13 protein-coding genes are annotated in these 13,248 nt (G+C 52.8%); 11 read left to right on the forward strand and 2 right to left on the reverse strand.

Going from position 1 to position 13,248, the window contains the following annotated elements:
• The first annotated feature begins 45 nt into the window (after positions 1-45).
• The 11 genes from serS to CCUR_RS01760 all read left to right on the forward strand — a co-directional run bounded on the left by serS (position 46) and on the right by CCUR_RS01760 (position 10,424).
• Positions 46-1,329 (forward strand): serine--tRNA ligase, encoded by a 1,284-nt coding sequence (gene serS / locus CCUR_RS01710; protein ID WP_012802759.1) that lies wholly within the window; start codon positions 46-48, stop codon positions 1,327-1,329.
• The gene (locus CCUR_RS07180; RefSeq protein WP_012802760.1) at positions 1,322-2,152 is read left to right on the forward strand and encodes a hypothetical protein; all 831 of its coding nucleotides are present in this window, start codon (positions 1,322-1,324) and stop codon (positions 2,150-2,152) included. The genes serS and CCUR_RS07180 overlap by 8 nt, the downstream gene beginning before the upstream one ends.
• Positions 2,153-2,165: 13 nt before the next feature.
• On the forward strand, positions 2,166-2,570 hold the full coding sequence (locus CCUR_RS01720; protein ID WP_012802761.1) for a cyanophycin synthetase family protein: 405 nt from the start codon (positions 2,166-2,168) through the stop codon (positions 2,568-2,570).
• Between the two features lie 2 nt (positions 2,571-2,572).
• Positions 2,573-3,823, forward strand: a complete 1,251-nt coding sequence (locus CCUR_RS01725) for an aminotransferase-like domain-containing protein (protein WP_012802762.1) — start codon at positions 2,573-2,575, stop codon at positions 3,821-3,823.
• Positions 3,824-4,009: 186 nt separating this feature from the next.
• Entirely contained in the window at positions 4,010-4,993 is a 984-nt protein-coding gene (locus tag CCUR_RS01730) for a D-alanine--D-alanine ligase family protein (protein WP_012802763.1), read from the forward strand.
• A 214-nt stretch (positions 4,994-5,207) separates the two neighbouring features.
• Positions 5,208-5,798, forward strand: a complete 591-nt coding sequence (locus tag CCUR_RS01735; RefSeq protein WP_012802764.1) for a YtxH domain-containing protein — start codon at positions 5,208-5,210, stop codon at positions 5,796-5,798.
• Between the two features lie 85 nt (positions 5,799-5,883).
• Positions 5,884-6,726: a hypothetical protein gene (locus CCUR_RS01740; RefSeq protein WP_012802765.1), complete on the forward strand. Its 843-nt coding sequence runs from the start codon at positions 5,884-5,886 to the stop codon at positions 6,724-6,726.
• A 5-nt stretch (positions 6,727-6,731) separates the two neighbouring features.
• Positions 6,732-7,550 carry a TVP38/TMEM64 family protein gene (locus tag CCUR_RS01745; protein ID WP_012802766.1) on the forward strand — a complete coding sequence of 273 codons (819 nt, stop codon included), beginning with the start codon at positions 6,732-6,734 and terminating at the stop codon, positions 7,548-7,550.
• Between the two features lie 3 nt (positions 7,551-7,553).
• The gene (locus CCUR_RS07395) at positions 7,554-8,033 is read left to right on the forward strand and encodes an NINE protein (RefSeq protein ID WP_012802767.1); all 480 of its coding nucleotides are present in this window, start codon (positions 7,554-7,556) and stop codon (positions 8,031-8,033) included.
• Positions 8,034-8,132: 99 nt separating this feature from the next.
• Positions 8,133-9,074 (forward strand): beta/alpha barrel domain-containing protein, encoded by a 942-nt coding sequence (locus CCUR_RS01755; protein ID WP_012802768.1) that lies wholly within the window; start codon positions 8,133-8,135, stop codon positions 9,072-9,074.
• Between the two features lie 36 nt (positions 9,075-9,110).
• Positions 9,111-10,424 carry an NCS2 family permease gene (locus tag CCUR_RS01760; protein WP_012802769.1) on the forward strand — a complete coding sequence of 438 codons (1,314 nt, stop codon included), beginning with the start codon at positions 9,111-9,113 and terminating at the stop codon, positions 10,422-10,424.
• Positions 10,425-10,510: 86 nt separating this feature from the next.
• Here CCUR_RS01760 and CCUR_RS07185 read toward each other — a convergent pair whose 3' ends face one another.
• Both CCUR_RS07185 and CCUR_RS01770 read right to left on the reverse strand, forming a co-directional pair.
• On the reverse strand, positions 10,511-12,541 hold the full coding sequence (locus CCUR_RS07185; RefSeq protein WP_012802770.1) for a carbohydrate-binding domain-containing protein: 2,031 nt from the start codon (positions 12,539-12,541) through the stop codon (positions 10,511-10,513).
• Positions 12,541-13,236 carry a DUF4956 domain-containing protein gene (locus CCUR_RS01770; RefSeq protein ID WP_012802771.1) on the reverse strand — a complete coding sequence of 232 codons (696 nt, stop codon included), beginning with the start codon at positions 13,234-13,236 and terminating at the stop codon, positions 12,541-12,543. The genes CCUR_RS07185 and CCUR_RS01770 overlap by 1 nt, the downstream gene beginning before the upstream one ends.
• Positions 13,237-13,248: the final 12 nt, after the last annotated feature.

Genomic DNA, 13,248 nt, shown 5'->3' on the forward strand with positions numbered 1-13,248 from the left:
CTGGCTTGATCGGCGGGAATCATCACGGCATATCAGGAGGAACAGATGCTGGACGCGCGCTTCGTGAGAGAAAACCAAGAGGCCGTCGCTGAAGCGATGGCAAACCGTAACTTCCCGTGGGACCCGGCGCGTTTCTCAGAACTTGATGAAGCCCGCCGTGCCGCTATCGTCGAAGAGGAAGCACTTCAGGCCGAGCGTAATAGGGCGTCTAAGGAAATCGGCTCGCTTATGGCCGCTGGCGACAAAGAACATGCCGAAGAAGCAAAGGCTGCTGTACGTGCTGTTAATGAAAAGCTTGAGACTGCGACAGTCCAGCGTGAAAAGATCGATGAAGCATTGCACACATTATTAATGGGCGTGCCAAATATTCCTCATGAAACAACACCAGTAGGCAAGGATGAAACAGAAAATCCTGAGGTGCGTCGTTGGGGCGTGCCGCGTCAATTCAATTTCGACTTTAAGCCTCACTGGGACTTAGGTTCTGAACTGGACATTATTGATCCTGATCGAGCTGTGAAGCTTTCCGGTAGTCGGTTTATGCTGCTGGGCGGGTTGGGTGCGCGTCTCGAGCGAGCGCTTATCAACTTTATGGCTGATACGCATACAAGCCGTGGATTCAAAGAATGGTGGTGCCCTGCTCTCGTCAATCGGGAAACAATGACGGGCACCGGGCAATTGCCGAAGTTTGAAGAGGATCTCTTTAAGACCAAAGATGAAAGTCTGTACCTTATTCCGACCGCAGAAGTAACACTCACAAACATTCATGCAGGGGAAGTTTTGGATGCCGCCGAACTGCCGCTGCGTTACACCGCGTTCACTCCGTGTTTCCGAGAAGAAGCGGGCAGTGCTGGTCGCGATACGCGTGGGCTTATTCGCTTGCATCAGTTCGACAAAGTTGAAATGGTGAAGTTTGCCAAGCCCGAAGAAGCGTATGACGAACTAGAAAGCATGACGGCGGAAGCTGAATATATTCTTCAGAAACTCGAATTGCCCTATCGCGTGATCTCTCTTTGCACAGGTGATCTGGGATTTTCTGCGGCGAAGACCTACGATTTGGAAGTGTGGCTGCCAAGCTACGACGCCTATAAAGAAATCAGTTCGTGCAGCTGCTGCGGCGATTTCCAAGCACGGCGTGCCGATATTAAGTATCGCGATGCCGAATCGTTCAAGGGAACGCGCTATGTGTACACCCTCAATGGGTCGGGTCTTGCAGTTGGTCGTACGATGGCCGCCATTTTGGAGAATTACCAAAATGAAGATGGCAGTGTTACCGTACCTGATGCGTTGGTGCCATATATGGGCGGCGTGAAAGTAATAGATCATGCCTGATGCGCACAGCGCGCGCACGTCTTCGCATACGTCGGGCATGCGTACCAGTGCCAGCGCGAGTAGAAAGACAAAGGCAAAGATAACGGCGAGTGCGAAAACGAAAGCAAACGCTCGCGCAACGTCAAAGATAGGTGCGAAGACGGGCGCAGGCGTAGCGTCGAAATCAAGCACGAGGGCAAACGCAGGTACGAAGACAGTACGCCAGTCGAGCCCAGTGCAATCAACGCGCAATCGCCGTTCAGGCCTATCGGTTATTAAGCGCATTATTCTTGTTGTTGTCGCTGTCGTATTCGTGCTTGTCTGTGCGGTCGTTTGGAATCTGTGGTTTCGTTTTGACGATGCAGCTGATATTCAGGGTTCATGGACATCAAGCGATGGCGCATCCGTTTCCATCGATGGGCATGACCTGCATCTATCTGATGATGTGGCATATGCTTATTCACTGAATACCACGGCAAAGACAATTGATTACACGTTTGCTTCTGCGTCGGGTCATGCGTCGTATCGCTTTAGCGCTGATCGCGCTACCTTAGTGCTTGACGAGCGCGGCGGCACCGATTGGCTAGTTCTTCTTGGCCTGAAGGTAGATCCTGCGTTGTCGGGCGGTTCGACGTCTGGTGTGACGGTTCTGATGCGGCAAACGACTCCTTCGATCACCGAGGCAACTGAGAACCTCGCGTCCGTTGATACCACTGAGTCTACTGAAGCCGCTGCAGCTACTGAATCTACGGGGACACCCGATTCGTCAACCGGCACTTCAATTCATGGCACGTCCATAGATTATTCTGGCAAAGCAGGCTCATCGACCGCCAAGAATCGGTAAGTGTTAGCAACCGATGAGTGCTGGGCTTGCTATCGATTGCATTACGGTTAAACGTGATCGTATCGTGTGCGGGGTACGCTGCCTCGATATGCAGCGCTGCTATACCAATCCCGCTATGGCAGCTCGGGCGTTGGCTGCGCGCCCTCATTTAGCCGAGCATGCCTGTGTCAACGAACAAGGCGAGACGTTCGGGGCGGTTATTGCCCGTACGCCGTTGCCACACTTGCTTGAGCATGTAGCCATCGATATTCTGACCGAAATAGATCCTCGGGACTATCAGATATACACCGGCGTCACTGAATGGATTGCGGGACAAGCCGGCCGTGCACGTGTTCAGCTTGTACTGACCGACGATCTGATTGTTTTGTCTGCCGTGCGCGAGGCTCTACGGTTCATTAACGAAGAGGTGGTTCGCTAACCATGTCATCTGCTCATCTTACCTTCGATTCAACCAGTGACAAAATTGCCACTCGCGTGCGCAAGATGCGTTCAAGCGCGGTGCGCGATCTGTTTGCCGCAGCAACACGCGACGATATTATTTCTCTGGCAGGCGGTATGCCCGATGTGCGTTTGCTACCGGAAGAAGCGGTTTGTAAGGCTGCTGAAGCGGCGTGTGGCGCCGCACGCTCCGAAGCATTGCAGTATGGCGGCACGAATGGCCGTGAAGCAACGCGTCGAGTGTTCTGTGGTCTCATGCGCGACATTGGCGTGCGTTGTCGTCCCGACGAAGTGCTTATTACAACAGGCGCGCAGGAAGCCCTTGATCTGATCGCAAAAACTTTTATCGATCCGGGCGACATCATTATTACCGAGGGTCCCACGTATTTAGGGGCTCTTCAGGCATTCTCAGCATACGAACCCGATATCCATTGCATTCCTTTTGACGAAGAAGGCATGCGCATGGACTTGCTTGAAGAAGAGCTCGAACGTTTGGGCGTCGGTGCCGTTAAGTTTTTATACACCATTCCAAACTTTCAGAACCCAGGCGGAGTTACCATGTCGTCTGCCCGCCGCACCCGCTTAATTGAGCTAGCGGATCGCTACGACGTTATGGTGGTTGAAGACGATCCATATGGGCGCTTGCGGTATAACGGTGGTCATATGATTCCGCTGAAGGTGCTTTCGTCCGATGTTATATATCTGGGAACCATTAGTAAGGTATTTGCCCCCGGCTTGCGTACTGGTTGGATTGCTGCTCCTAAGGATGTCTTAGCCCGCATTAATCTGGTGAAGCAAGGGACCGATCTCTGTGGCAGCAGCTTCGATCAAGTGGTGGTTGAGCACTACTTTACCGATACACCGTGGGAACGCACGCTGCAGACCTTTGTGCGTACCTATGCCGAGCGTCGCGATGCCATGCTTGCAGCTCTTGATGAATTCTTTCCGCCCGAAGCTAGCTGGACCCATCCGGATGGCGGATTTTTCGTTTGGGTTACTCTGCCCGAATACGTCGATGTAACATCGATGCTTGCCACTGCCCTTGAGGCGGGTGTTATCTATACGCCGGGCAATGGCTTTTTTCCCGATGGGGTGCGTGGTCGCAACAGTATGCGTATTGCTTTCTGCTATGAAAACCCCGAAGCGATTCGAGAAGCCATTCGTCGTCTTGCGGTGGTTATCGAAGAACGACTGCAACTATATCGAGCGTTTCTTGAGGCTGGTGCACTATAGGACAAGTGAGTGCCCGAAATCTGTTTGTGCGTTGATAGATACCCCAAGTTGGGTGGCAGCACACAGAGAGCGAGTAACAAATAGTAGGTAACAGGTAGCAGGTAGCAGGGGTAGGGTTGAGCCCGTCATAGTACTGATGAAATAGGTAAGCGTCGAGTCATGCGCGACAAGTAAGGAGATAACAACATGAAGGTAGCGGTTCTGATGGGTGGCGCATCATTTGAGCGTGCGATCAGCCTTGATTCTGGTAAGCGTGTGTGCGAAGCGCTTGAAGAAGCAGGCCATAAGGTAGTGCCCCTGGATACCACAAAGGATCTTGTTCCTACCTTACGCAGCGAGCGTCCTGATGTGGCGTATTCAGCTTTGCATGGCAAGCATGGTGAAGACGGCACCATACAAAGCTTGCTTGAATTTCTTGAGATACCGTTTGTCGGATCGCCGGCTGCAGTGTGCCACGATACATGGAATAAGGCGACGATACCTTTAGCGCTACGTTCGTGGGCGGCGGGACAAGGTGGCATGAGCAGTGCGTCGTATCCACAGGGCGTCTGTTTGGCACGCGACGCCATGAAGGACATGGGAGCTGCCACCGCAATCGACCTGTTCGAGCAGCGTATACCCGGCGGGTATCCGTTATGTGTCAAGCCTGCCTGTGGCGGATCGGCTTTAGGGGTACACCGCGTCGAGTGCGTCGAAGACATGGGAGCTGCGCTCCTTGATGCCTTAACGTATGACGACGAAGTGCTTGTGCAGGAATGGATCGATGGGGTGGAAGTTGCCGTATCCATCTTAGGAAACGGCTGGGATGCTCATGCGCTGCCGCCCGTTGAAATTATCGTGCGCGATGGTCTCTACGACACGGATGCACGCCTGTCTGATGAAGCGGTCGACTACTATACGCCGGTGCGCCCTTCGTCGCTTTCCAACAACGAAGCCGATGCCCAGGCTATTCGTGCTGAAATTGAGCGGGCTTCCCTTGAGGTATATCGTGCGTATGGTGTTTGCGATATGGGGCGCGTTGATCTTATCTGGGATGGCGCGCAAGCGCGGGTGCTTGAAGTAAATGTTTCACCAGGCATGACCGAGCGCTCACTCTTCCCAGTAGCTTGTGATGCGGCGGGACTTTCTATGACCGCGGTACTTGATAGGCTAGTGTGCGAGCACGCTTAACAGCATTCACTTTCTCGACGGTTGTGTGACGGTTGAGCAACCGAGCACGTACCGTTTCCGTCTTGCGGTTTGCTATGGCTATAATGGTGCACGTCATCCAAGGAGCATCCATCCAGACACCGTCTGGTCAGGTACTCGGTTATGTCGGTTATGTAGTAGGCCGCGCGGCGGTCAAGAATAGGTCGCATAGCGGCCAAGCCAAGAGGAGGCAACTATGAGCAGCAAATTAGGAATGTTCCTGTTGGGCGGAGCGATTGGTGCAGCAGCAGCGCTTTTGTATGCGCCTCGTTCTGGCGCTGAGACGCGCGCGCTTGCGGCTGACAAAGCAAATGAAGCATGGGGTCATGCCCAGCACTATGGCACTGAGGCTCAAGCACGCGGTCAGCAGATTTATGACAACGTGGCTGCTCGTGGCCAGGAAGTATATCGTACGGCTACCACACAGGCACGTGGAGTCTACGATCGCACGGCAACGGCAGCTCAAGGAGCCTTCACAGCAGCGCAGAGCCGAGTACAGACTGCGCGCGACAATATGCGTCCCGTTATTGTTGAGAAGAATGACGAGCTGCGTGAGAAGATAGAATCAGCACGTCAGCGCATCGCTTCTCAGGTTGCTCGCAACGCCGCTGAAAGCCAGTCGGCTATTGACGATGCGATTGATATCGCTGATGCACCTGAAACAGTCGATACGGCAGCCGCAACCAGCGAACCTGTTGATGCCGCCGAAGCTACTGATACGGTAAGCCAGTCTGCTGTCGAAACTTCTGAAGCAGAAACCGGCAAAAAGAAGTCTTCCAAGAAATAGAAAGATGCTCAAAGGTTAACACCCCTTTCATGAGGGATTCCATCATGAAAGGGGTGTTATCTATATAGTGAGCAAGGGTGGCAGTATGGACACTAAGACACAAAGTACGAAACAGCTTTCAGGCACACGAGTTGTCGGAGGTAAACGCGGAACATCGCGTATTGGAAAAGTTGGTTCGTTTGTCTTTCATCCCACCGAAAAACGGGTCGTTGGCTTTTTGGTAAAACGCCCTGATCTGCTCTGGATGTTTCACCGCAAAGATCTATTCGTATCCCTTGATTCTTTCGATTTTGAGGATGGGCGTATTCGCCTGCCATACAAGGAAAGCAAAGCAGCAACCGGTTTAGCCGCCTGTAAGCGCCTCGGTCTTACGTGGGACGAGTGCACGCTCTGGGAGGGTATGCCGCTTATGACTGCTTCGGGCGAGACTTTCGGCGCCGTTGATGATGTTGCATTCTTGCGTGTTTCCGGCAAGATTGTTTCAGTTGGCGCCCGTAAGGGATCGCTTGATACTGCCTTGCTCGGTCATCTTGAAATTCCCGCTTCACTGATACGTGGTTTCAAAGTGGGGGCGGGTGTGCCCCTAGCAGGTGGTGCTCTCGACAATCAACAAGAGGTTAGCGACGAGCAAGACGATGCGAGGGCGTTTGGAGCCATACTGGTGGATGACGCCGTCGTTGATCTTGCCGTTGAAGGGGGTCTTGCTGAAAAGGCTGGTAAAGGTGCAGCCGTTGCGCAGGACCGTATTCAGAAAGCAACCAAAGCAGCAAAGCCCCATGTGGAAAAGGCTGCTCGGGCAACAGAGGATGCAGCGGTGAAGGGCGCGTATGCTACAGGTCGTCAGATATCGCGCGCTAAGGGCATGTTTGGGGCGTTTAAGGACGAGTACCGCAAAGCGCGCTTTGATGAATCAAACTCGAAGGAGTAATTCGTTTGCAGTCACCTGAATCGAAAAACAGCGAGAAGACACCTGCGGCATCAGCATCTAGCGCATCTGCGCGCACAATAACGCACAACGATGCCAAAAGCAGTCCTATTCTGCACATCTTTGGGCGCTCAGTTTCCAAAACTGACTTATTCAAGCTCTTGGGCCTGCTTGCTTTTATTGTTATTACTGTTGGTGTGGTCTGGGCGCTCTGGCCGCTTTTGAGCGAGCTGTTCCAAGAGGGCGGCACCGAAAAAATGATCGATAAAGTGCGCTCTGCTGGTCCGTGGGGTGTTCTTATCTTACTGGCGTTTCAGTTGCTGCAGATTATTGTGGCTTTTATCCCGGGTGAAGTGGTGCAGGTATCCGCTGGTATTCTGTATGGTCCTTGGGGTGGATCAGCCATTATTTTGTTGGGCTGCCTTATTTCGAGCTGGATTATTTATCAGATCGTTCATCGGCTTGGTCAACCGTTTGTCGAAGACATGGTTCCAACCAAGTACCTCGAAAAATTCCAGGCGTTCGAAGAAAGCGGACGCCTTGACGTAATGGTTTTTATCCTGTTCCTGATACCGGCCATGCCAAAGGACACGTTTACCTATCTGGTGCCATTAACCAAGATGCCCCTCAAGCGCTATCTCGTTATTACGACAGTTGCGCGTACACCGGGTGTGGTTGTCTCAACGCTTGCGGCTTCAGGTTTAGCAGAGGGCAATATTGCTGCGAGTGTTGCTATTTTTGCCGTTGTGGCTGTACTTGCCGTGTTGGCTATCGTGTTTCGCGAAAAGCTTATGGGCTTGGGCGACCGATTCGGCAAAAAGGATTAACCAATGGACGATAGCGCCGAACGCAAGAACGCACAGCATACCGGCACGGGTACAGAACAACAGGGCACCACGAACACAGGGCACCGAGGTGCAGAAGGAAACGCGAGCACAGAACACAAGGATACAGAGCACCTGAACGCAGAGCCGAGCGACCCAGGGAGCAACAACGCACAACATAAAGCCCCCGGTTCGCCCGTGCCGCCCGATTGTCATCAAGGCTCGTACGTGCCATCTAAAGACTATGTAGCGGCAGGCCTGCTTGCCATCTTCTTAGGGTCGCTTGGCATTCATAAGTTTTACCTGGGGTACAACTCAACTGGTTTTATTATGCTGGCCGTTACGGTGGTGGGGTCAGCATTTACCCTGGGTGTCGCCGGTGGAGTGATGGGCGTGATTGGCATCATCGAAGGCATTATGTACCTGACGCAGGGGCAGCAGCGCTTTGATCGCACCTATGTGCAAAATCGCTGTGAATGGTTTTAAAAAGACATTTTCCCTTCCCTGCATTCTCTTGCATTGGGGCAGTGGGCTACAATGAACCGCGGATACAACGGTATCTATCCCACCTAAAGGAGGAATACAATGCCCCGCATTACGCGCGATCAGGTGAAAGTCCCTGTCGATGTTATGCCCGAGTTCCGCGAAGCGTATATCGAGAACTATCTCAAGGCGACGCGTGAGACTGGTCGATTGATGCTCTTTGCCTGCGATCAGAAGATCGAACACTTGAATGCCGACTTTTATGGCGAGGGTATCGATGAATCTGATGCCGATCCTGAGCATCTGTTTCAGATTGCCAGCCAAGGCACTATCGGTGTCATGGCTGGACAGCGTGGTCTTATTGCTCACTATGCAATGGACTATCCCGAAGTAAATTATTTGGTGAAGGTCAACTCGAAGACCAATTTGGTGAAGGTCTCCCAAGACGATCCATATAGCCCTCAACTGCACGAACTTGAAGCAGTGCTTGCTATGCGCGATGCAGGCGTCAATATTGTTGGTTTGGGTTACACCATTTATCTCGGCAGCGAATACGAGTCGACTATGCTTGCAGAAGCGGGCGAACTCATTGCTGAGGCTCATGCGAATGGCCTGATCGTGGTGTTGTGGATTTATCCGCGCGGCAAAGCGGTGGGAGATCGCGAAAAGGCTCCTGAAACTATTGCCGGTGCAGCTGGTGTGGCAGTATGCCTCGGTGCTGATTTTGTTAAGGTCAATCCTCCGGTAGCAACCGAGGGTGCATCTTCCGCTGAGAACCTTCATATTGCGTCAGTGGCTGCTGGCCGGTGTGGTCTGGTATGCGCCGGTGGGTCAAAGGCAGATCCGCGCGAGTTTCTTTCTAGCTTGTATGACCAGATTCATGTGGGGGGCGCCTGCGGTAACGCAACCGGGCGCAATATTCACATGCGGAGCCTCGATGAAGCAGTTCGCCTCACGCAGGCAATCTCAGCTATTACGCTTGATGATGCATCGGTGGAAGACGCCGAGGCCATCTTCAACGGCGACGCGCGTTTCACGTTATAAAACATATCGCTATACCGTAAAGAAGGGGAGCACGGGATGGACGAGTTTTTCAAGATTAGCGCGCGTGGGTCTTCGGTTCGTACCGAAGTAATGGCGGGTCTGACAACGTTTTTGACGATGGCATACGTTGTGGCGGTGAACCCGGCCATGCTGGGAAAAGCGGGCGTGCCGTTTACGGCGGCACTGACAGCGACCTGTTTTGGTGCGGCGCTTATGACGGCCGTCATGGGTTTGGTCACCAATCGCCCGGTGGCACTAGCCTCTGGTATGGGCCTCAATGCGGTGGTCGTATTTAGTATTTGTTTGGGGCAGGGTGTCGACTGGCGTGTTGCCATGGCATGCGTGCTACTTGAAGGCCTTGCCATTATGATTCTTGTGCTCTGTGGTCTGCGTGAAGCGATTATGCGGGCGATTCCCGCTAGTTTGCAGCGAGCGATTGGTATTGGTATTGGCCTCTTTATTGCGTTTATTGGCTTGAAGGGCGGCATGCTTATTGTCGGCAACGAGTCGTCGCTTATTACAATGGGCGCTATTACACAGCCCGAAGCCATTATCGCTATTCTGTCGATCGTGCTTGCTGTTGGGTTCACGGTTGTCAAGATCAAAGGCGGTCTTCTGTGGTCTATCCTTATTGCGACCCTGGTCGGTATTCCCTTTGGAGTAACGCCTTTACCCTCCGCATGGAACTTCGGTCTCGACTTTAGCGCGTTTGCGGCACCGCTTCAGACCACGCCTGATGGCATGGTTGCCCTGGTGCAGGTGATTGTTCAGCCAGCGCTGCTGCTGTTTGTATTTAGCATGCTCATGAGCGACTTCTTCGACACGATGGGCACGGTGTTCGCCGTGGGTCAGAAGGCCGGATTTTCCAAGGAAAACGGCGATGTCGAAGACATGCGTCAGATTCTTATTGTCGATTCAGCGGCGGCTATGGCGGGTGGCTTTATCGGTGCCAGTTCGATTACCTGCTATGCGGAATCTGTTTCGGGCGCCACGGCTGGTGCACGTACGGGTTTTTCTAACTTGGTTATTGCGGGTGCCTTTGTGTTGTGTGCGTTCCTTTCGCCAATCATCGGTATGATTTCGAGCTCTGCTACGTGTGGTGCTCTCGTGGTTGTTGGCTATCTGATGATGACCGAAATCGGCGAGATCGACTGGCATGATCCAGCGCTTGCTATACCGTCGTTCTTGGTGATCGTGGGCATTCCGATGACATATTCGATTACCGACGGTATCGGCTTTGGCTTTATCTTCTACTGCTTCGTGATGCTTGTGACGGGTCGCGGACGTGATGTGAAGCCGCTCATGTGGATTGCTTCAGCGGCATTCCTTGCGGCTTTTATTCTTGTCTAGATATCTAGGCTGATATCAAATCTGAAGCCTGAGATCTCGTCTGAGGTCTCAGGCTTCATTGCTTTCGATTCTTTACCCCTGGTTCATCAACCAACGGGTGCAGCCGAGCCACCTGGTCTTTCTTGATTGCCCGCCGCATTGTTAGCGTCGGGTGGCTCGCCTGCTCTATTAGGTCCCGCCGAGTCTCCATCAGGTCCACCACCGGGTCCACCGCCTGATCCTGCCATACCCGGCTGGCCGTTGGCGGCCTGTTGCGTTGAGGCGTTTACGCTGGCTACGGTAACCCCATCAACAAGGATAGAGTACTCAGCACCGTCCTGAATAGCGGGGCTACTAGCGAGAATCCATCCAAAAGCGTTGCGTGCTGTATAGGAAAGAATGGTGGTGCCTTGCGCGTCTTGTATGTCAATGCGGCTTCCTGCTTGCCCGGTGTAAGTAGCAGTAATGCTTGCTTGAGTAGAAGAACTGTTGAACGACTCCTGCATTCCCGTTGCACAGACAGCAACAATAGATCCGCCGGTAATTTGTGCACCGAGTTCGGAATCGATCGCACTGTTGTTACCTTGCGTGCTTCCCGATATGTAGACGGTACCGCCGGTCTGCCAGATAGATCCGTTACTGTCGATGCCATCACCATCAAGGGTATTTTCAATAACGGTAGTGCCGCCTGATATCACAACCGCGCAGGCTTCTGAACTTTCAGGTTGCGACTGTGCACCGCCGCCGAAGGGACCCGCTTGTCCGCCTGGAGCACCCGAAGCACCCGAATCGTTGGGAGTGTTACCGGAACTCGGAGGGCCACTGACGGTACTCATTGAACTGCTGGCTGTGTTTGCAGTGCTCGTTGCCGTGGTATTGAGACCATCCTGCAATGCAGCAGTTGATGTTTGAGCAGCAGATATAGAAGCAGTATCTTCAGCAGTAGTGGTGGTAGTAGTGCTTGTGTCCTCGGCAACGGAGGCGTTAATGCCGTCATCGTCAGAAGCAATGGACACCCCGCCACCAGCAATTTCAACGCATTGAGCTTCAAGCCCTTCTTCGCTGCGCGTAATCGTTACCGCTCCATCTGACACACCGGTGTTGTATTCAGCGTGTATTCCGTCGTCGCCTGCACTTATGGTTGTTGTTCCACCGGCGATGAGTGCATCCTTATCACTGTGGATGGCGTCATCGGCTGCATCGAGCGTGACGGTTCCACCTGCAACGCGCACGAGCTGAGAAGCGTTCAGTGCCTTATCCTGCGACACCACGGTGACAGTTCCGTCATCAATTGAGATAAAGCCCTTATCGGCATCCTCGTCGTTATCCGATTTGATACCATCATTTTGAGCTGTTACCGTAACGATTCCGCCAGCTATTCTGACGCTATCCTTACCGCGCAGGCCAGTATTTGCCGCGTCTACTGTAATAGTGCCACCGGTGATCTTCAGGTCATCCTTGCTGGTAATGCCATTGTGTGTGGTTGCATTGACGGTAAGCGATCCACTTCCGTTAATGGTTAAGTCGCTTGCGCTATACACGGTTGCGTTCGCTTCGCCATCTTCGCCCGAAAGTGTCCAGGTGCTCGCATCAGAGAGCACATTGTCAGTGCCGTCGGCTAGGGTAAGGAACACTTTGTCGGCAGAAGATACGGTAATGCAGGGGCCATCTGATCCAGTTAGCTGCACGCCGTCAAGGACGATTTGAACCTTGTCGTTTTCGCCGGCAGCGACCACAATGCTTGCGGCATCTGATGTGCCTGATACCACATAGGTGCCAACTGCCGTAATCGTAACGCGCGATCCTTGTACCTCAACACCTGAACCCGAAACGTCTGCTGTCCCCGATGAAAAGGATATAGTGCTGGCAGTTGAAGCATCCCAGCTTGCATCGGTATCGCGGTTCGTGTAGCTAAAGTCCATCGAGGCGGTATTTGCGGCGATATTGGAAATGGCGCTGAGGGAATCGCTATAGGCAGCAGTAGTGGTCGTGGCAGATGCGGCTATGCCACCTGCTGATGATGCGCTTGATGAAGGGCCATTCGTCGCTAAAGAGCAGCCTGAACAGATAACCGTAGCTACCAGGAGCGCACTTAACGCAACAGCACAACTTTTTTCTTTTCGTCGATTAGTTTTCATTAGAGCGTCTCCTTTTCGGTTGTGATACGCCCAAATTGAACGCTTAAGTTGCCATTTTCGGTGCGCAGCGTATCAAGTAGTTCTTTTTCTTTCAGAGGATCTTTCAACACCACGTGGTAATCCAACTGATACAGGCTTCCCATGTTAGTGGTTTTCGCGTTAACGAGTTCCCAATGGGTCGTGTACGTACCCAGTATCGTGTCAAAGGCACTGGTGTAGTCGAGATCTTCAGGAATTGAAATGCGCAGCGATTTTTCGCCTTCGTGCCCCGACCCTAAAGGAGATAGCACAAAGATAATGTTTGCAATACCAACGATAACGGTGAAGGCAGCTGCAAGGGCGAGGTATCCCATGCCACAGGCGAGTCCTACTGCCATAGCTAAAAACACTGCACCAATGTCTTTTGCGCTACCGGGAATTGACCGGAATCGTACGAGGTTGAATACGCCCATAACCGCGATACCAGCACCAATGTTGCCGTTAACCAGCAGAATCACCATCTGAACAATAAGAGGAAGCAAGGCCAGGGTTACCACAAAATTCTTGGTGTAGCGATGCCGGAACATATAGATACCGGCGATAGCCACACCCAGCACGAGCGCAGCAAGTGCACAGGCAAGAAACGCACTGCCGGTAAGGATTGAGGCAGTGCTCTCGCTTTGCGGAAACACACTTTGAATGAGCGAATCGAACATGACGGTCCTTTC

The organism is Cryptobacterium curtum DSM 15641, from assembly GCF_000023845.1.
GTDB classification, from domain to species: domain Bacteria; phylum Actinomycetota; class Coriobacteriia; order Coriobacteriales; family Eggerthellaceae; genus Cryptobacterium; species Cryptobacterium curtum.

Excerpts from the sequence above, each read along its gene's own strand:
- serS (WP_012802759.1), top strand. The coding sequence starts at position 46 with ATGCTGGACGCGCGCTTCGTGAGAGAAAACCAAGAGGCCGTCGCTGAA.
- CCUR_RS07180 (WP_012802760.1), top strand. The coding sequence starts at position 1,322 with ATGCCTGATGCGCACAGCGCGCGCACGTCTTCGCATACGTCGGGCATG.
- CCUR_RS01720 (WP_012802761.1), top strand. The coding sequence starts at position 2,166 with ATGAGTGCTGGGCTTGCTATCGATTGCATTACGGTTAAACGTGATCGT.
- CCUR_RS01725 (WP_012802762.1), top strand. The coding sequence starts at position 2,573 with ATGTCATCTGCTCATCTTACCTTCGATTCAACCAGTGACAAAATTGCC.
- CCUR_RS01730 (WP_012802763.1), top strand. The coding sequence starts at position 4,010 with ATGAAGGTAGCGGTTCTGATGGGTGGCGCATCATTTGAGCGTGCGATC.
- CCUR_RS01735 (WP_012802764.1), top strand. The coding sequence starts at position 5,208 with ATGAGCAGCAAATTAGGAATGTTCCTGTTGGGCGGAGCGATTGGTGCA.
- CCUR_RS01740 (WP_012802765.1), top strand. The coding sequence starts at position 5,884 with ATGGACACTAAGACACAAAGTACGAAACAGCTTTCAGGCACACGAGTT.
- CCUR_RS07395 (WP_012802767.1), top strand. The coding sequence starts at position 7,554 with ATGGACGATAGCGCCGAACGCAAGAACGCACAGCATACCGGCACGGGT.
- CCUR_RS01755 (WP_012802768.1), top strand. The coding sequence starts at position 8,133 with ATGCCCCGCATTACGCGCGATCAGGTGAAAGTCCCTGTCGATGTTATG.
- CCUR_RS01760 (WP_012802769.1), top strand. The coding sequence starts at position 9,111 with ATGGACGAGTTTTTCAAGATTAGCGCGCGTGGGTCTTCGGTTCGTACC.
- CCUR_RS07185 (WP_012802770.1), bottom strand. The coding sequence starts at position 12,541 with ATGAAAACTAATCGACGAAAAGAAAAAAGTTGTGCTGTTGCGTTAAGT.
- CCUR_RS01770 (WP_012802771.1), bottom strand. The coding sequence starts at position 13,236 with ATGTTCGATTCGCTCATTCAAAGTGTGTTTCCGCAAAGCGAGAGCACT.